15 protein-coding genes and 1 tRNA gene are annotated in these 17,973 nt (G+C 73.6%); 6 read left to right on the forward strand and 10 right to left on the reverse strand.

All coding sequences use genetic code 11. From position 1 onward, the window contains the following. Nucleotides 1-55: 55 nt before the first annotated feature. The 3 genes from ACN27A_RS10405 to ACN27A_RS10415 all read right to left on the reverse strand — a co-directional run bounded on the left by ACN27A_RS10405 (nucleotide 56) and on the right by ACN27A_RS10415 (nucleotide 3,341). Nucleotides 56-1,213 (reverse strand): branched-chain amino acid ABC transporter substrate-binding protein, encoded by a 1,158-nt coding sequence (locus tag ACN27A_RS10405; protein WP_421451937.1) that lies wholly within the window; start codon nucleotides 1,211-1,213, stop codon nucleotides 56-58. A 259-nt stretch (nucleotides 1,214-1,472) separates the two neighbouring features. After that, nucleotides 1,473-2,639, reverse strand: a complete 1,167-nt coding sequence (locus ACN27A_RS10410) for a hypothetical protein (protein WP_421451940.1) — start codon at nucleotides 2,637-2,639, stop codon at nucleotides 1,473-1,475. Between the two features lie 81 nt (nucleotides 2,640-2,720). Beyond that, nucleotides 2,721-3,341 carry an ANTAR domain-containing response regulator gene (locus tag ACN27A_RS10415; protein ID WP_421451942.1) on the reverse strand — a complete coding sequence of 207 codons (621 nt, stop codon included), beginning with the start codon at nucleotides 3,339-3,341 and terminating at the stop codon, nucleotides 2,721-2,723. Between the two features lie 81 nt (nucleotides 3,342-3,422). Between ACN27A_RS10415 and ACN27A_RS10420 the strand changes: the two genes are divergently transcribed. Together ACN27A_RS10420 and ACN27A_RS10425 are read left to right on the forward strand one after the other, a co-directional pair. Continuing rightward, a tRNA-Leu gene (locus tag ACN27A_RS10420) sits at nucleotides 3,423-3,505 on the forward strand. A 32-nt stretch (nucleotides 3,506-3,537) separates the two neighbouring features. Further along, nucleotides 3,538-4,287, forward strand: coding sequence for a transcriptional regulator (locus ACN27A_RS10425; RefSeq protein ID WP_421451945.1), 750 nt, complete (start codon nucleotides 3,538-3,540; stop codon nucleotides 4,285-4,287). Nucleotides 4,288-4,457: 170 nt separating this feature from the next. Here the strand turns inward: ACN27A_RS10425 and ACN27A_RS10430 are convergent, their stop codons facing one another. After that, nucleotides 4,458-5,636: a trans-sulfuration enzyme family protein gene (locus ACN27A_RS10430; RefSeq protein WP_421451948.1), complete on the reverse strand. Its 1,179-nt coding sequence runs from the start codon at nucleotides 5,634-5,636 to the stop codon at nucleotides 4,458-4,460. 83 nt (nucleotides 5,637-5,719) lie between these two features. On the opposite strand from ACN27A_RS10430, the gene ACN27A_RS10435 reads away from it, so the two are divergent. After that, nucleotides 5,720-6,199, forward strand: a complete 480-nt coding sequence (locus ACN27A_RS10435) for an Lrp/AsnC family transcriptional regulator (protein WP_421451951.1) — start codon at nucleotides 5,720-5,722, stop codon at nucleotides 6,197-6,199. Nucleotides 6,200-6,325: 126 nt separating this feature from the next. Next, complete coding sequence (locus ACN27A_RS10440; RefSeq protein ID WP_421458427.1) at nucleotides 6,326-7,336, forward strand: LLM class flavin-dependent oxidoreductase; 1,011 nt, start codon at nucleotides 6,326-6,328, stop codon at nucleotides 7,334-7,336. A gap of 221 nt (nucleotides 7,337-7,557) precedes the next feature. Here ACN27A_RS10440 and ACN27A_RS10445 read toward each other — a convergent pair whose 3' ends face one another. Further along, nucleotides 7,558-9,834 (reverse strand): cellulose binding domain-containing protein, encoded by a 2,277-nt coding sequence (locus ACN27A_RS10445; RefSeq protein ID WP_421451954.1) that lies wholly within the window; start codon nucleotides 9,832-9,834, stop codon nucleotides 7,558-7,560. A 340-nt stretch (nucleotides 9,835-10,174) separates the two neighbouring features. Between ACN27A_RS10445 and ACN27A_RS10450 the strand changes: the two genes are divergently transcribed. After that, the gene (locus ACN27A_RS10450) at nucleotides 10,175-11,608 is read left to right on the forward strand and encodes a pyridoxal-dependent decarboxylase (RefSeq protein ID WP_421451957.1); all 1,434 of its coding nucleotides are present in this window, start codon (nucleotides 10,175-10,177) and stop codon (nucleotides 11,606-11,608) included. A gap of 53 nt (nucleotides 11,609-11,661) precedes the next feature. On the opposite strand, the gene ACN27A_RS10455 is transcribed toward ACN27A_RS10450, so the two are convergent. The 5 genes from ACN27A_RS10455 to ACN27A_RS10475 all read right to left on the reverse strand — a co-directional run bounded on the left by ACN27A_RS10455 (nucleotide 11,662) and on the right by ACN27A_RS10475 (nucleotide 16,981). Further along, nucleotides 11,662-12,669 (reverse strand): sulfite exporter TauE/SafE family protein, encoded by a 1,008-nt coding sequence (locus ACN27A_RS10455; protein WP_421458428.1) that lies wholly within the window; start codon nucleotides 12,667-12,669, stop codon nucleotides 11,662-11,664. Nucleotides 12,670-12,815: 146 nt separating this feature from the next. After that, nucleotides 12,816-13,286 (reverse strand): Rrf2 family transcriptional regulator, encoded by a 471-nt coding sequence (locus tag ACN27A_RS10460; RefSeq protein WP_311413602.1) that lies wholly within the window; start codon nucleotides 13,284-13,286, stop codon nucleotides 12,816-12,818. A gap of 229 nt (nucleotides 13,287-13,515) precedes the next feature. Continuing rightward, a complete protein-coding gene (locus tag ACN27A_RS10465; RefSeq protein WP_132236419.1) occupies nucleotides 13,516-14,400 on the reverse strand; it encodes an acyl-CoA thioesterase in 885 nt (294 codons plus the stop codon). Beyond that, the gene (pyk, locus tag ACN27A_RS10470) at nucleotides 14,397-15,845 is read right to left on the reverse strand and encodes a pyruvate kinase (protein WP_421451960.1); all 1,449 of its coding nucleotides are present in this window, start codon (nucleotides 15,843-15,845) and stop codon (nucleotides 14,397-14,399) included. The genes ACN27A_RS10465 and pyk overlap by 4 nt, the downstream gene beginning before the upstream one ends. A gap of 770 nt (nucleotides 15,846-16,615) precedes the next feature. After that, nucleotides 16,616-16,981 carry a YciI family protein gene (locus ACN27A_RS10475; RefSeq protein ID WP_151456957.1) on the reverse strand — a complete coding sequence of 122 codons (366 nt, stop codon included), beginning with the start codon at nucleotides 16,979-16,981 and terminating at the stop codon, nucleotides 16,616-16,618. 295 nt (nucleotides 16,982-17,276) lie between these two features. On the opposite strand from ACN27A_RS10475, the gene ACN27A_RS10480 reads away from it, so the two are divergent. Next, nucleotides 17,277-17,909 carry a hypothetical protein gene (locus ACN27A_RS10480; RefSeq protein WP_421451963.1) on the forward strand — a complete coding sequence of 211 codons (633 nt, stop codon included), beginning with the start codon at nucleotides 17,277-17,279 and terminating at the stop codon, nucleotides 17,907-17,909. The last annotated feature ends 64 nt before the right edge of the window (nucleotides 17,910-17,973 follow it).

Consider the following 17,973-nt stretch of genomic DNA (forward strand, 5'->3'; position numbering starts at 1 on the left):
ACAGCTCCCGGCCGCGCCCGCGATCACCACTCAATCGCCGTAGCAGCGACCGACGTCAGGACTTGGGGATCTCCTGGTCCGGAACGACCTTGCCGTCCTTGACCTTGAAGGCCCAGACCTTGACCTGCGCCGGGTCGAGCTCGCCGCCCTCGACGAACTTGTAGCTCGCCGCGACGCCCTCGCCGCTGTAGCCCTTCACGAACTCCAGCAGGCCCTCACGGGTGGTCTTGCCCGCCTTGATGCCGGCCAGCAGGATGTTCGCGGCGTCGTAGGCCGTGTCGCTGTAGGTGCCCGGCTCGGCCCCGTTGAGCGCCTTGTACTCCTGAACGAAGGTGCCGCGCGCCTCGGCCGCCGGCTGGCACGGGCAGGTGAGGATGGTGCCCTCGGCCGCCGCCGCACCCGCGGAGGTGATGTACGCGGCGTCGTTCACGCCGTCGCCGGCGATCATCGGAGCGGTGACCCCGGCAGCGGTGAGCTGCTTGCGGATCAGGCCGGCCTCCTGGTAGTAGCCGCCGTAGAAGACCGCCTTGACGTTGGCGGCCTTGACCTTGGTGACCACGGCCGAGAACTCGGTCTGCTTGCCCTCGCCCTGGACCTTGTCCGAGGCGACGACCGCCGGGCCGAGCAGCTTCTTGACCTCGTCGGCCAGACCGGCGCCGTACGCGGACTGGTCGTCGATGACGAAGACCTTGTCGGCCTTCAGCACGTTCTTGATGTAGTTGCCGGCCGCCGGGCCCTGGCTGAAGTCGTTGCCGACCGCGCGGAAGAAGGTCTTCCAGTTCTGCTCCGAGAGGCTCGGCCGGGTCGCGGAGGGGGTGATGGTGACCAGGCCGGCCTCGTTGAAGAGCGGGCCGGCGGCCTCCGACTCACCCGAGTAGGCCGGGCCGACGATGCCGAGAATCTTCTCGTCGTCGATGGCCTTCTGCGCCAGACCAGGCGCCTGGTCCGGGCTGCCCTGCGAGTCCAGGGGAACCAGCTCGACCTTGCAGTCGGCGTTCTCCTTGTTGTACTTGTCGACCGCCAGCTTGACGCCGTTGTTCTCGTTGATGCCGAGCGCCGCCGACGGGCCGGTCAGCGCGCCGAAGAACGCGATCTTGTTGCCGCAGGCGTCGCCACCGGACGCCGCGTCGTCGCTACTGGAGCATGCCGTGCCGCCGGCGACGAGCGCCAGCATGGCGACCCCACCGATAACGCGCGCGAGCTTCTGCCTCAAGGCCCGAACCCTCCTCCGTCCCATGGTCCGAACCACCCGCTGCCGATTGGCCCTTGCGGGGGCGGACGAACCAGACCGTCGTCGCCGGTCTGGGGCCGGACGCTATCCCACCTTTGAGCTGTGACGAAAGCCCCAGGGGAGCGGGTTGACCGAACCGTTACACGGCGTGGCGGGTTCGAAACGATCGCTGTAAGAACCGTCGACGGCGAAAGGCCTTCGCCTTCGTTTCGTCGGTAACGGGTCGGAGCTCGTCCACCCTTTACCGATCGATGGTCGGCAACCCGACTGACCAGGCACGGGACGCCTCCCCGTCGTCAGACACCAACACCAGTCGATCACCCTGCGACGCGACCGCCACGGCCGTGTTCCCACCATCCGGCACAGGGGCCGGCATGTCCATCAGTCGCCACGAATCCCCCGCATCGGCGGAAAGCCACAGTCCGTGACCACCGCCGTCCCCCGTCACCGCGACCAGCTCCCGCCCGGCCGGCACCAGGGCGTCGACCGTGGACACCCCCGGACCGGGCGCGCCGAACCCGCCGGCCCGCCGCCACTCGTCGCCCGCCAGCCGCCAGGTCGCGAACCCGTCGCGCACCGGGCCGACGGCCACCACCGCACCCTCGACCGGGGCCACCCGCTGCGCCTGGCCCCGCCCGTCCGGCACCGGCAGCGCCACCCGCCGCCAGGCGCGCCCGTCGGCCGAGCTCCAGGCCAGCGGCGTCAGCGCCGTCGCGCCGGGCGGCAGCACTGCGCCCACCACCCACCAGCCCGACGGCACGGCCACCGCGTCGTACGCGACCGTCCGGCCCCGCCCGTCACCGGCGAGTTCCGCGACGCCCTCCCGGATCGCGAAGCGCTCGCCGTCCGGCGACGTCCAGACCGCCGCCCCGTCGACCCGCGCCCCCGCGATCAGCCATCCGGCCGGACCCGCCGCGAGCCGCGCCACGCTCACCGCACGCGGGCCCGCGTACAGCTCGAAGGGCGCCGGCGCCTCCCGGAGCTGCCCGCCCGGCGACTGCGACCAGGTGCCCGTGCGCGGGTTGCCGTGCGCGCCGCCGTTCTTCGCCCCGAGCGCCGCCAGCCGGCCGTCGCGACACGCGGCCGCGTAGAGCACGTGCTGGCGGCCGTAGTGGCTCGACGGCGAGACCGGCAGCGCCGTCCACGACACGCCGTCGGTGCTGCGCCAGGCCGCCGGCCGGGTCTCCCCCGCCGCGTCGGCCAGCCCACCGACCACGTACCACGTGCCGGCGCAGGCCACGGCGTCGCGCAGCAGCGGCCGACCCGGGGCGTCCGGCGGCGCCGGCAGGGTCAGCGGCTGCCACCGCGGGCGCAGCGGCTCGTCGGCGGGCTCCGCCGGGGCCCGGTCGCAGCCGGCCGGCAGCACCGCGAGGACACCGAGCACCGCCACCAGCCGTCGGGTCCGCATGGATCAGATGTTATCGATCAACCGGCCCCGCGAGGAGCCCCCGGAGCGCTCCCCGGCGTGTCGCGTCGCCCCGGCGGCATCTCAGGACGCGGGCTGGGCGACCTCGCCGCCGGCGGTCTCGGCGAGGATCCGCTCGGCGACCTCCTTCATGGTCATCCGGTGGTCCATCGCCGTGCGCTGGATCCACTTGAACGCCTGTGGCTCGGTCATCCCGTACGTCGTCATCAGCGCGCCCTTGGCGCGCTCGACCGTCTTGCGGATCTCCAGCCGGTCGGTCAGCCCCGCGACCTCCGACTCCAGGGCGGCGATCTCCGAGTAGCGTGACAGCGCGATCTCCACCGCCGGCACCAGGTCGCTCTTCTGGAAGGGCTTCACGAGGTACGCCATCGCGCCGGCCGTCCGCGCCCGCTCCACCAGGTCACGCTGGCTGAACGCGGTCAAAATGATCACCGGGGCGATCCGGGCGCCCGCGATCCGCTCGGCGGCGGCCAGCCCGTCCATGATCGGCATCTTGATGTCGAGGATGACCAGATCCGGCTTGAGCTCCTCGGCGAGCCGGACGGCGGTCTCGCCGTCACCGGCCTCCCCGACGACCTCGTAGCCCTCCTCGACGAGCATCTCGGCCAGGTCCAGCCGGATCAGCGCCTCGTCCTCGGCGATCAGAACGCGCCTGCGCTCGACATCCGTCTGCGTCTCGGCCACGAGCCACTCCCACCATCGTTCCCGGCACGGCTACCACCCATGCTCCCGCACGAGCGTAGTCGGGTACAGTAAGCCGCACTCGCCGGGATGGTGGAACGGCATACACGGAAGTCTCAAACACTTCTGCCCGAAAGGGCTTGCGGGTTCGAATCCCGCTCCCGGCACACCTGTCATACACCTGTTCGATGATGCGTGGGTGCACCCACCCGAGATGCGGGCCCGAGCCCGCGCGCTCCGCGCTCGCGGCAGCAACATCCGGTCGGTCGCCCGGGACCTGTCCCTGCCCTACAGCACCGTATGGCACTGGTGCGTGGACCGACCCGAGCCGGTCATGGCCGGCACCGCCGCTCGCTGCTTCCGCTGCTTTCCCGATGTCGGCAATCCGACCGACCCGACGGCCTATCCCTACCTGCTGGGCCTCTATCTCGGGGACGGCCACCTGGTCACCACCGACCGGGTTCCCGTCCTGCGCGTCTACTGCGCCGACGCATGGCCTGATCTCATCGACGCCTGCGACGTCGCGATGAAGGCGGTGCTCGCCAACAAAGTCCAGCGGATCCAGAAGCAGGGCTGCGTGGCGGTCCAGAGCACCGGCAAGCACTGGCCGTGCCTGTTCCCGCAGCACGGTCCCGGCAAGAAGCACGATCGTCAGATCGCCCTCGCCGACTGGCAGCGGGAGATCCTCACGACGCGACCCGGCGACTTCCTGCGGGGCCTGTTCCACTCCGACGGGTGCCGCGTCAGCAACCGGGTGACGACGCGCGGCAGGAGCTACGTCTACCCGCGCTACATGTTCGTCAACGAGTCGGCCGACATCATGGGCCTCTGCCAGTGGGCGCTGGACCTGCTCGGCATCGCCTGGCGGATGAACCGCCGCAACTGCCTCTCGGTGGCCCGCCGCGAGGCCGTCGCCGCCCTCGACCGCCACGTCGGACCGAAGTCCTGAGCGTGTCGCCCGGTCAGCTCCCACGGGTGGAACGCCACGGGTGTCACCCGAGCCCGTTGGCACCCATGGTGTTCCACTCCCGCGCGCCACGACGCCCGCGGCGGGGCGACTCGCGGCAACGGAGGCGACCGACTCGCGCAAGCGAGGGCGGGGCGACGGCGTCGGTCCGGTCAGCCGAGTTCGGCGAGGGCCTGGGCCAGGTCGGCGCGCAGGTCCTCGGCGTCCTCCAGGCCGACGGAGACGCGCAGCAGGCCCCCGCACGGCTTGGCCTCCCCCTCTACGGGGCGGTGGGTCAGCGAGGCCGGGTGCTGGATGAGGGTGTCGACGCCGCCCAGCGAGACCGCGTGGGTGATCAGCCGGCAGGCGTTCGCCACGGCGGCCGCGGCGGGCGCGCCGCCGCGTACCTCGAAGGCGAGGAGGCTGCCCGGGCCGCTCATCTGCCGTCCGACGAGCCCGGCGGGGTCGTGCAGCGACGGGTGGTGCACCCGCGCGACGGCGGGGTGGGCGGCGAGCCAGGCGGCGAGCTTCTCGGCGCCGGCCTGCTGGGCACGCACCCGCACCGGCAGGGTCTGCAGTCCGCGGTGCAGCAGGTACGCGCCGAGGGGGTGCAGGATCGCGCCGGTGAGCGCGCGGACCTGGCGCAGCCGGGCGGCCCAGTCGGCGTCGCAGGCGACCACGCCGGCGAGGACGTCGCCGTGCCCGCCGATGCTCTTGGTGGCGCTGTGCAGCACGAGCGTGGCGCCGTGCCGGGTGGGTTGCTGGAGCACGGGGGTGGCGACGGTGTTGTCGACGAGCAGCGGCACGTCGCCGGCGGCGCGGGCGAGGGCGGCGATGTCGACCAGGTCGAGGGTGGGGTTGGCCGGGGTCTCGGCGATCACCAGGGCGGTGTCGGGGCGGACGGCGGCGGCGACCTCGCCCGCGCGGGCCCAGGTGACGGTGGTGCCGAGCAGGCCGGTGGCGAGCACGTGGTCGGTGCCGCCGTAGAGGGGGCGGACGGCGACGAGGTGCCGCCTGCCGTCCCGGGTGGCGGCGAGCAGGGTGGCGGTGAGGGCGGCCATTCCGCTGGCGAAGGCGACGGCGTCGGTGGTGTCTTCGAGGTCGGCGAGGGCGGTCTCGAAGCGGGCCACGGTGGGGTTCCACAGGCGCTGGTAGACGGCGCTGCCGCCGGCGGGGAGGGTGCCTCCGGTGGCGAGGGCCTCGTACGCGTCGCCGCCGGCGTCGACGGACGGCAGCGGGTTGGTGGTGGAGAAGTCGATGGGCGGCACGTGGACGCCGAGGGCGGCGAGGTCGTCGCGGCCGGCGTGCACGGCTCTGGTGTCCACGGTCGTCATGCTGGAAGGATCGAACATAGCGCCAACGGGCGGCAATAGTTCCGAACATGATTCGGCAATTGCCCTTGGAAGCGCGGGCTGGTTCGGTGGAAGATGCCTCCATGCCCCTTGCTACGAATGATGTGCGGCGGTTCGCCGACCTGGACGACACCGACCGCGCGATCCTGTCGGAGCTGGCCGTCGACGGCCGCCTGCCGAACAACGCCCTCGCCGAGCGGGTCGGGGTGGCCCCCTCGACGTGCCTGACCCGCACCCGCGCCCTGCGGGAGCGCGGGGCGATCCGCGGGTTCCACGCGGAGGTCGATCCGGCGGCGGTGGGGCTGCCGTTGCAGGCGCTGGTGTCGGTGCGGCTGACCGCGCACGAGCGGGCGGCGGTGGACGCGTTCCGGGCCCGGTCGGTGCGGCTGCCGGGGGTGGTCGCGGTGTTCCACGTGGCGGGCGCGGAGGACTACGTGCTGCACGTGCGGGCGGCCTCGGCGGACGCCCTGCGGGACTTCGTGCTGGACCACCTGGCCGTGGACCCGGCGGTGCAGCACACCCAGACGAGCCTGATCTTCGAGCAGGCCCGCGGCATGGGCTGAGCGCGCCCGCGCAGGGGACGGGCGGAGGCGCGCGGCATGGGCTGAGCGCGCCACGGGCCCGCGACAGGCGCGTGAGCCGGATCGCCCCGGGGAACAAACCCGAGGTGGGACGGGTTGGCCACCCTTGTGATCAACGTACCGCTGTCTGTTCTCGATCTTGCCCCGGTCGCGGCCGGCGCCACCGCCGGCGCGGCGCTGCGGCACACCACCGAGCTGGCCCGGCGCACGGAGGAACTCGGGTACCGCCGGTTCTGGGTGGCCGAGCACCACAACATGCCGGCGATCGCGAGTTCCGCGCCGGCGGTGCTGCTCGCGCACCTGGCGGCGCACACGTCGACGATCCGGGTGGGCTCGGGCGGGGTGATGCTGCCCAACCACGCGCCGCTGGTGGTGGCCGAGCAGTTCGGCACCCTCGAAGCGCTGCACCCGGGCCGCATCGACCTGGGCATCGGCCGCGCCCCCGGCACCGACCAGGTGACCGCGCTGGCGCTGCGCCGGACGATGGAAGGGCTGTCGGCGGAGGGCTTCCCCCGGGAGCTGGCGGACCTGATGAACTACTTCAGCGGGGAACGGCCGGGACCGATCACCGCCACCCCGGGCCTCGGCGAGCAGCCGGCCGTCTGGCTGCTCGGCTCCAGCGGGTTCAGCGCCCAGCTGGCCGGGCTGCTGGGCCTGCCGTTCTCCTTCGCGCACCACTTCAGCGCGCAGAACACGGTGCCCGCGCTGGCGCTGTACCGGCAGCACTTCCGGCCGTCGAAGTGGCTGGAGAAGCCGTGCGCGATGGTGGCCGTCAACGCGGTCTGCGCGGACACCGACGAGCGGGCGGAGTGGCTGGCGGGGCCGGCGGCGCTGTCGTTCCTGCGGCTGCGCTCGGGGCGGCCCGAGCCCCTGTCGACGCCCGACGAGGCGGCGGCGTACCCGTACACGGAGGCCGAGCGCGAGTTCGTGCGGCAGCGCCGCGACGGGCAGGCGACGGGCTCCCCGGAGACGGTACGGCGGCAGCTCGGCGAGCTGCTGGCGCGCACCGGTGCGGACGAGCTGATGCTGACCACGCTGGTGTACGACGTGGCCGACCGGGTGCGCTCGTACGAGCTGATCGCCGAGCACGTGGCCGGTGGCCTGCGCCGCGAGGGCTGAAACACGATCTTCACGTCGGCGTCACCGGGGCGACGCGTGGCCCGCCTAGTTTTGACCTCGGTGGTGGTACGGCATTCCTGGTCGGGACGGGTCGGGGATGCCGCGGTGTGGGGCACCGGGCCGGAGCTGTGCGGATTCCGCGGCTGCGGCCCGGTGCCTTTTCCGTCCCGCGACCGGCCGACCGTGCGCCCCGAGCGCACCACCGCCGGCCGGTCGCCGGTTCACCGCAGGTAGACGTTGGGCGTGGGCGGGGCGGCCATGCCGTCGCCGAGGAAGAAGCCCGGGTGCGGGGGCTGGTTGTAGGCGGTGTTCTGCCAGGCGACCGCCACCCGGTACTGCGGGTCGTGCATGAGCGTGTGGATCCGGGTGCCGGTGGGCGTGGGCGTGCTGTAGATCCGCAGGGCCCGGCTGTCGCTGGTGCGCCAGACGACCTCCTCGCGCCAGTCGCCGAACAGGTCGGCGGAGAGCGCCGGGGTGGACTTGGTGCCGTTGTTCGCCGCCACGCCGCTGCCGGTCAGCAGGCGGGTGTCGCCGCCGGTGCCGTACTTGTCGATGCGGGTGCCGTCGAGCAACTCCCGCACGGGGTCGCCGTCCCACCAGGCGAGGAAGTTCGCCGAGGACGGCCGCCGCCCGACGACGGTCCCGCTCGCGCTGTAGAGGTCGCCCATGTGGGTGCCGGCGCCCCAGACCTCGGCGCCGGGGCTGCCGGCGTGGATGTCGGCGGCGACGCCCCGGCCGGGGCCCTCGGCTCCCCCGTTGTTCGGCCGCTGCCAGACGACCTGGCCGGTGCGGGCGTCGTGCAGGTCGGCCGCCGGCTGGTTGCCGGACTCGTGGATCGTGAAGACCTCCAGGCCGGCGCGGCCGGGGACGAGGTCGCCGACGTGCAGGGCGTCGCCGTGGCCGAAGCCGGTGGCGTACATCAGGCGGCCGTCGTCGTTGATGGTGGCCGACCCGTACACGATCTCCTGGCGGCCGTCGGCGTCGACGTCGGCGACGGAGAGGTTGTGGTTGCCCTGGCCGTAGGCGGCGCCGTTGCCCGAGGCGTTGGAGTCGAAGGTCCACCGTTTACGCAGGGTGCCGTCGCGGAAGTCCCAGGCCGCCACGACCGCCCGGGTGTAGTAGCCGCGGGCCATCACCAGGGAGGGGCGCTGCCCGTCGAGGTAGGCGGTGGCGGCGAGGAAGCGGTCGACCCGGTTGCCGTAGTTGTCGCCCCAGGAGGAGACCGTGCCCCGCGGCGGGTCGTAGTTGACGGTGGAGAGGACCGCGCCGGTACGGCCGTCGAACATGGTCAGGTACTCGGGGCCGGCGAGGACGTACCCGCTGGAGTTGCGGTGGTCGGCGGTGGCGGAGCCGATCACCTGGCCGGTGCCGGAGCGGGTGCCGTCGGCGGTCTTCATGGCCACCTCGGCGCGGCCGTCGCCGTCGTAGTCGTACACCTGGAACTGGGTGTAGTGGGCCCCGGCGCGGATGTTGCGGCCCAGGTCGACGCGCCACAGCCGGGTGCCGGCGAGGGTGTACGCGTCGACGTACACGTTGCCGGTGTAGCCGGACTGGGAGTTGTCCTTGGCGTTGGACGGCTCCCACTTGACCACGAACTCGTAGTCGCCGTCGCCGTCGAGGTCACCCACGGAGGCGTCGCTGGCGGAGTACGTGTAGCTCTCGCCGCTGGGCGTGCTCGCGCCGGCCGGCACCTGCAACGGCACGTCGAGGTAGCCGGCGGGGAACCGGAGCGCCGCCGCGGAGGCGGCCTGTTCGGTGCCGCCGACGACGGCGCGCACGGTGTAGGTCGCGTCGGCCGCCGCGCCGTTGTCGAGGTAGTTGGTCGCCCCGGTGATCGGGCTGCCGTTGACCCTGGTGGCGCCGCGGTAGAGGTTGAAGGCCACCCCGGTCGTCTCGGTGCCGAGCAGCCGCCAGGAGACCAGGTTGCCGCTGCCGGAGCGGACGCTGACCAGTCCCCGGTCGAGGTCCTCCATCTGCACCGCCCCGGCCGGGGGCGGGGTGGTCGGCGGCGGCGTGGTGGGTGGCGGGGTCGTGGGCGGCGGGGTGCTCGGCGGCGGTGGGGTGGTCGGGCCGCCGGTGGGCACGGCGCCGGTGCAGACGGTGCCGTTGAGGGCGAAGCTGGTCGGCGCCGGGTTGCTGCCGTCCCAGGAGCCGGTGAAGCCGAACGCGGCACTGGCGCCGGTGGCGATCACCGCGTTGTAGTCGACGTTGCGGGCGGTCACCTGGGCGCCGGACTGCTCGACGACGGCGCTCCACGCCTGGGTGACCCGCTGGCCGGCGGTGTACGACCAGGTGAGGGTCCAGCCGTTCACCGGGTCGCCCAGGTTGGTGACGGTGACGTCGGCGCCGAAGCCGCCGGGCCACTGGTTGGTGATCCGGTGCTCGACGCGGCAGCCGGCGGCGGCGGCCGAGGCGGTGAGGGTCGGGAGCGTACCGGCGGCGAGTGCGGCCGCGGCGGCCGCGGCGAGCAGCGCGACGCGGCGGTGGGTGAGGGGCATGGGGAGTGTCCTCCGGGGAGGTTGGGCGCGCGACGACCGTCGCCGTCGGCCTGCCCGGGCCGGCGGGAGGAGACGCCGCGCTTGCGGCGGTGGTCCGATGCCGTCGGTGCGGCGTCGGTGTCGTCGCCGCCGCTCCGGTGTCGGCACCCCGGCGCCGTCGGTGCGGCGTCGGTGCTCCGGCGGGCGGCGTCGAGGGGTGGCTCCGCGCACCTGCGATGCTAGGGCAAGCGCTTTCAGCGGACAATCCGTCCCCCCGCCGCCCTGCTTCGGGTGTCCCCCGTGGCGGGGGGCACCAGCCACTTCCCTTGCCCCCGGCCCGGATTCTTGATCGACTCAGGGCGTGGCTGAGCACATGACCCCGGACGAGTTCCGACGCGCCGGGCACGCCGTGGTGGACTGGATCGCCGACTACTGGGCGACGCTGGAGCAGCGTCCGGTGACCTCGCAGGACCCGCCCGGGACGGTGGCCGCCCGGCTGCCCGCCGGCCCGCCGGAGCACGGCGAGCCGGTGGAGGCCGTCCTGGCCGACCTGGACACCCTGATCACGCCGGGGCTGACGCACTGGCAGCACCCGGGTTTCTTCGGCTACTTCCCGGCCAACACCTCGGGGCCCAGCGTGCTCGGCGACCTGGTCAGCGCCGGGCTGGGCGTGCAGGGGATGCTCTGGGCGACCGGGCCGGCGTGCACCGAGCTGGAGACGGTGCTGCTGGACTGGCTCGCCGACCTGCTGGACCTGCCGAAGCGGTTCCGCTCCGGCTCCGGGGGCGGCGGGGTGATCCAGGACTCGGCGTCCTCGGCGACGCTGGTGGCGACCCTGGTCGCGCTGCACCGCGCCGGCGGCGGCCGGTGGCGCGAGGTCGGCGTCGACCGTCGCTACCGCGCCTACGCCTCCACCCAGGGCCACTCGTCCATCGAGAAGGCCGCCCGGATCGCCGGGCTGGGCGCCGACGGCGTACGGCCGGTCGAGGTCGACCCCGAGACGCAGGCGATGTCCCCGGCGGCACTGCGCGCGGCGATCGAGGCGGACCTGGCGGCCGGAGTCGTGCCGGCGATCGTGGTGGCCACCGTCGGCACCACCTCCACGACCGCGATCGACCCGCTGCCGCAGATCGGCGCGATCTGCGCCGAGTACGGGGTCTTCCTGCACGTCGACGCCGCGTACGCGGGAGCGGCGGCGGTCTGCCCGGAGCTGCGGTTCGGGCACGCCGGCCTGGAGTACGCCGACTCGTACTGCTTCGACCCGCACAAGTGGCTGCTCACCGGCTTCGACTGCGACGCGTTCTGGGTGGCCGACACGGCGGAGCTGATCGAGGCGCTCAGCGTGCTGCCGGAATACCTGCGCAACGCCGCCACCGAGTCCGGCGCGGTGATCGACTACCGGGACTGGCAGGTGCCGCTGGGCCGCCGGTTCCGGGCGCTGAAGCTCTGGTTCGTGCTGCGCTGGTACGGCGCCGAGGGGCTGCGCGCGCACATCCGCTCCGGCGTGGCGCTCGCCGCCCGGTTCGCCGACCGGGTCCGCGCCGACGACCGGTTCGCGCTGGTGGGGGCGCACCCGTACTCGCTGGTGTGCTTCCGGCTGGCGGCGGACGACGAGGTCAACGCGGAGCTGCTGGCCCGGGTGAACGCCACGGGCCGGGTGCACCTGACGCACACCCGGGTGAACGGCCGCTACACGCTGCGCCTGGCCGTCGGCTCCCCGCAGAGCACCGAGGTCCACGTCGACGAGGCGTGGACCCTCCTCACCGAGGCCGCGACCGCCCTCCTCCCCCGCTGACCGCCCGGTGCGGGTGCTGTGGGTGCGGATGCGGGGCGGCGTCGGGGCGAGGGTCAGCGGTTGTTGAGCGAGGGGACCGCCGCCACGGTCGGGAGAGGGTCCCCGGCCGGGGACTCCGTCGAGGGGGCGTCGGCCGAGAACGGGCGCTCGGCCAACGGGAGCGTGGGGCCGGCCGCGAGGGCGGTGGCGGCGACGGCGCGCTGGCGGCGGGTGCGCAGCAGCGCCCGTACGGCCAGTGCCAGGGCGGCGGCCCAGGCGACGGCCAGCAGCGCGTAGACGGCCGGCCGGGCCGGGCCGCCGAGGTCGGCCGAGCGCATCAGCGTACGGGCGTTGGTCAGCACGATCACGCCGCCGATCGCCGCGCCGAGCAGTTGGGCGGGGACGATGCGCACCAGCCAGGCCGCGATCGGCGCGGCGATCAGACCGCCGATGAGCAGCGCGGCCACCATGGGCAGCAGGAAGCCCTCGGAGCCGAGGCCGATCAGGAAGCCGAGGCTGGCGGCGCCGGCGACCACGAACTCGGACGTGTCCACCGAGCCGATCACCTTGCGCGGCTCCATCCGCCCGCTGACCAGCAGGGCCGGCGTGGCGACCGGGCCCCACCCGCCTCCGCCGGTGGCGTCGACGAAGCCGGCCACCAGGCCGAGCGGGCCGAGGAAGCGGCTGCGCAGCCGGCCGCCGCGCCGATCGGTGCGCAGCGGCCGGGAGAAGCGCACCAGCAGGTACGCCCCGAGGGTGAACAGGATGCCGGCCATCCACGGGGCGGCCGACTCGGTGGAGATCGAGCTGAGGAAGGTCGCGCCGGCGAACGCACCCACGGCACCGGGCAGGGCGATCCGGCCGACCACCCGCCAGTCGACGTTGCCGAACCGCCAGTGCGACACCCCGGCGGCGAGCGTGGTGCCGATCTCGGCCAGGTGCACGGACGCCGACGCGGCGGCCGGTGCCACCCCGACGAGCAGCAGCAACGTGGAGGAGGTCAGCCCGTACGCCATGCCGAGCGCGCCGTCGACGAGTTGCGCGGCGAGCCCGACCAGCGCGAGGACCAGCAGCTTGCGCACGAGCGCCCCCTGACTTTTCGGCATCTCCTATCGACTTGGTCGACAATGCGGCACGGGGCGTGCCCCGGTCAAGCCTCCAACCGGTCAGTGAGACGACAGACGCGCCCGGCCGGGCGACGACGAGCGCGATCCGGAAGCGGCGCGGGTCAGGTCCAGGCGCGGGGGTCGGCGGCCAGCTCGACGACCCGGCCCGGCAGGGTGCCGCCGGCCACGTCGGCGACGGTGACCAGTTCCAGGATCTCGCGTTCGCTGGCCCGCAGGGCGATCCAGACCTCCTGGAGGGCCCGCGCCGCCCCGTGGTAGCCGAGTTCCTCGGGCCGCTGCCCGCGCACGTGCGCGAGCGGGCCGTCGATCACCCGGATCACCTCGGCCAGCGAGATCTCCCCGGCCGGTCGCGCCAGCCAGTAGCCGCCCTCCGGGCCGCGCTGGGCCTGGACGATGCCGCCCCGGCGCAGTTGCAGCAGGATGCTCTCCAGGAACTTCGGCGGGATCTCCTGGGCGCGGGCGATCTGGTCGGCGGTCACGGGCCGGCTTCGCCCGGGCCCGGCGTCGGCGGTCACCGAGGCGAGCTCGGCGACCGCGCGGAGGGCGTAGTCGACCCGGGCGGAGAGGCGCATGCGGCAAGGTTAGTCGCCTGACCGACCCGCGCGGACGATCACCCCTCGACCGATCGGCCAGCAGCGATGCGCCGGCAGCGTCGGAGACGCCCCTGGTGGCGAACCCGACGGAACCGGGCCGCGCCACGACGGCCAGCACCCGACGGAACCGGGCCGCGAGCACCCGACGGGACCGGGCCGCTTCACGACGGCCAGCAGCGGCCCGAGGTCGCACCCCGCCGTCGGACGGTCAGTCGCCGACGCGGCGCAGCAGTCCCTCCTGCACGGCGCTGGCGATGTGGTGCCCGTCGGTGGTGAACATGCGGCCGGTGGCGAGCCCCCGGGCGCCGGAGGCCGACGGGCTCCAACAGTCGTAGAGGAACCACTCGTCGGCGCGGAACGGCCGGTGGAACCAGAGCGCGTGGTCGAGGCTGGCCCCGACCACGCCGCCCGGGCCCCAGACCTCGCCGTGCACGGAGAGCACCGAGTCGAGCAGCGTCAGGTCGGAGGCGTACGTGAGCGCGCAGGCGTGCAGCAGCGGATCCTCGGGCAGCTTGCCGTCGATGCGCATCCAGACCCGCTGGTGGGGGTCGGCGGGGCGGTCGCCGGGGCGTACCCAGCCGGGCTCGCCGACGTAGCGGACGTCGATCGGGCGCGGGATCTGCGCCCAGATGCCGAGCCGCTCCGGGTAGCGGGCGAGCCGGTCGGCCATCGTCGGGACCTCGTCCGGCCCCGGCACGTCGGGCGGGGTGGGAGCCTGGTGGTCCAGGCCCTCCTCCGTCCGCTGGAAGGACGCCGACATGAAGAAGATCGGCTTGTCGTGCTGGAGCGCCACCGAGCGGCGCACCGAGAAGGAGCGGCCGTCGCGGACGTTCTCCACCTCGTAGACGATCGGCTCGGCCGGGTCGCCGGGCCGCACGAAGTAGCCGTGCAGGGAGTGCACGAAGCGGGCCGGGTCGACGGTGCGTCCGGCGGCGACCAGCGCCTGGCCGGCGACCTGGCCGCCGTACACCCGCTGGGGACCGACCGGGGGGCTCATCCCCCGGAAGGTCATCCCGCCGGTGTGCTCCAGGTCGAGCACCTCCAGGAGCTGGTCGACCGCGGCCTGCCCGACCGCGACGTCCGCGTCGCTCACTGCAAGGCCCGCGCCGACGCCGCGTCGACCAGCGATCCGAGCTGGTGTACGCGCAGCGTGTTGGTCGAGCCGGGGGTGCCGGGCGGGCTGCCGGCGACGATGACCACGTAGTCGCCGGGGTTGCCCCGGTCGAGCCCGAGCAGCGCCTGGTCGACCTGGCGGAACATGTCGTCGGTGTGCTCGACGAACGGCATCAGGAACGTCTCCACGCCCCAGCAGAGGGCGAGCTGGTTGCGCACCTCGGGCACCGGGGTGAAGGCCAGCAGCGGCAGGTCGCAGTGCAGCCGGGAGAGCCGCTTGACGGTGTCGCCGGTCTGCGAGAAGGCGACCATCGCCTTCGCGCCGATGGCCCGGGCGATCGAGGAGGCGGCGACGGTGAGCGCGCCACCGTGCGTACGGGGGTCGTGCTGGAGGCGCGGCACGCCGATCGAGCCGGCCTCGGTGGTGGTGATGATCTTCGCCATGGTGCTGACGGTGAGCACCGGGTACTTGCCGACGCTGGTCTCGCCGGAGAGCATCACCGCGTCCGCGCCGTCGAGCACGGCGTTGGCGACGTCGGAGGCCTCGGCGCGGGTCGGCCGGGAGTTCTCGATCATCGAGTCGAGCATCTGGGTGGCCACGATGACCGGCTTGGCGTTCTCCCGGCAGAGCTGCACGGCGCGCTTCTGCACCAGGGGCACCTGGTCGAGCGGCAGCTCCACGCCGAGGTCGCCGCGGGCGACCATGACGCCGTCGAAGGCCAGCACGATCTGCTCCAGGCAGTCGACCGCCTCGGGCTTCTCCACCTTGGCCAGCACCGGCCGGTGCACGCCCTCCTCGGCCATGATGCCGTGCACCAGCTTGATGTCGTCCGCCGAGCGGACGAAGGAAAGCGCGATCAGGTCGACGCCCAGGCCGAGGGCGAAACGCAGGTCCTCGGCGTCCTTGTCGGACATCGCCGGCACGCTGACCGCCACGTTCGGCAGCGAGACGCCCTTGTTGTTGGAGACCGGGCCGCCCTCGGTGACCAGGCAGCGGATGTCGTTGCCGCTGACGTCGGTGACCTCGACGGCGACCCGGCCGTCGTCGATCAGCAGCCGGTCGCCGGGCTTGACCTCCTGCGGAAGCTTGCGGTAGGTGCAGGAGACCCGCTCCTTGGTGCCGAGGACGTCGTCACCGGTGATGACGACCGAGTCGCCGGTGCGCCACTCGTGCGGGCCGTCGGCGAACCGGCCGAGCCGGATCTTCGGGCCCTGGAGGTCGGCGAGCACGGCCACCGGCCGTCCGGCGGCTTCCGCGGCCTCGCGGACCAGCCGGTACACCGCCTCGTGATCCTCGTGGCTGCCGTGGCTGAAGTTGAGTCTCGCCACGTTCATGCCGGCCTCGACGAGGCCCCGGATGCGCTCCGGCGACGAGGTGGCAGGACCAAGAGTGCAGACGATCTTCGCGCGGCGTGTCACGCCCATCAGGCTAGTCTCTCCTCCGGGTCTGGCTGTGGGCCGACCCCTTGCGGACTGCGGAACATTGTCCAACGACGCGCGTCACGCGCGCAGCCGGCGGGCGGAACCCACGCCGGAACGTTGAGGCGGCGGGCATCGGCGACCGCGCGCGGGAAATCGTACGCCCCCGGCGCGAACGGACAGCCGGGTGCTCCCCGCCGATCGGCCGGCGACGGGAAGCAGCCGCCCACTCGTCGCCGCCCGATCGACGCGCGCGATGGCCGGGATCCGCCACGGACCGCGTCACGCTGGACGGTGGAGGAGCGCCGCGCGCACCCGGGCACCGGGCAACCGGACACCCCGATGCGAGCGTCCCAACCCGGGCAGCTTCGGTAACGTCCGGTAATCGCCTCCTGCTGCGGCCTCGAAGTTGCTCTGCGTAACCATCCGCCGGCCGCGTAGCGCACCCTTTCGCCCACCCGCCGCCGACAGGCGCCCCTGGACAGCGGCTTTGTGGAATGCCTCGATCGCGTCACCCACCCCTCCTGCCCCCTTTGCTCTGCAGCCACATACGCACCGCTTACGCAACGTGTCTGGTGCCTATGTAGCTGCAGAGCAAAGGGGAAGCGGCGGGAGGGTGGAGCGGCTGAGGCTGCCCACCCTGTGTGACTGTCGCGGCAGGGGGTGGTGGTGTGGCGTCTGCCCGTCCACGCGGCTCGACGGCGTGCCAGCGGACGGCTTCGCGCACGGGTGCGCCCGGCCGCGCCGCCGGTTCCGCGTCCTGGCCGCCCAGCGGCTCAGCTCTGCGTCTTGACCAGCGGGAACTCCAGCGAGCCCTCCGGGCAGAGGAAGGTCAGCACGTCCACCCGGTAGAGCCCCGCCTGGACGGCCGGGTCGGCCTCCATCACACTGCGCACGTCGTCCACGGAGCCGGTGCGGGCCAGGCCGAAGCCGATCGGCGGGTCCGGTTCGCGGGCCGGGCCGTCCACCGAGCCGGCGACCAGGATGATCCCCCGCCGTTGCAGGGCCTGCATGTGCGCCAGGTGCTCGGCCTGCAACCGCTGCACCGTCTCCGCAGGCAGCGCCCGCCCGGCCGCGCCGGGATACAGCACGATGCACTCGTACGTGTCGAGCGCGAAGTCGACCTGCGGCACTCCCGTCATGGCGCTCCCCTCCCGCGTCGCGCCGCACGCGGCGACGTGCGCTCGGTCGACCGGCGGGGCGTACGCCCGGGGTCGACGTCGAGCCGGCACGGCCCAGCGTCGCACGGGCAGCCGGCCGGCACGGGCGCTCCGGTCAACTTCGCTGGCCACCCGGCCCGGTTGCAGCCCACTCGCGCCGTTTCCGCAGCCCAGCGGACGCGGCGGGCAGGGTACCGGCGGCGCGGGGCAGAGCGCGTGCGGTGCACACGGAACGCGGCGGCCGGGCGCTGTCCGACCCCCGTCCTACGCTGCCGGCGTGGGCACGAGTTATCAGACGATCCTGGCCGTGGGCGGGCTGGCGGAGATCCGAAGGGTGCTGACCGACGTCGGCACCGAGGCGTACGTGACGCAGGTCGGCGAGCGCCGGTGGGCGGTCGTCCCCCGCGAGGAGGAGGAGAGCGGCTACGCCGAGGTCGACGACCTGGCGCAGCTGATCACCCTGCTCACGCGCGAGCCGGCGGTCACCTTCGACGTCTTCGACTCCGACGTCATGACGGCCACCCTGCACGTCGACGGCCACGAGGCGCACCGGTACCTCTCCGACCGGGGCTGGGTGACGGAATTCTGGGACGACGACGACAACGAGGTCCTCGCCGGCTTCGACGGCACGATCTACCCACTGGACGCCCCACCGCCGCCCGGCCCGAGCGGGGACGACCCGACCGTGTTCGCGCCGCTGGGCGTCGGCGCGGTCGACGTCTCCGCGCTCGGCGCGGCGCTGCGCGGGGAGGTGCCGCTCGGCGACGCGCCCCGGCTGTTCGCCGAGCGCCGGCACCGGACGATCCTCGACGCGCTGGGGCTGGACCCGTGCCCGCTGACCCGGGCCTTCCGCAACGTGCACCTCGACCACGTGCCGACCCCGGTGCACATCCGACCGGACGGCGGGTGATCCCGGTCTCGATCCGCCCCAGTGGTGGTGCGGGCGACGATCGGCGGGAAAGCCCCACCTGTGG

The sequence above is a fragment of the Micromonospora sp. WMMD737 genome, from assembly GCF_049179055.1.
Lineage (GTDB): Bacteria > Actinomycetota > Actinomycetes > Mycobacteriales > Micromonosporaceae > Micromonospora > Micromonospora reichwaldensis.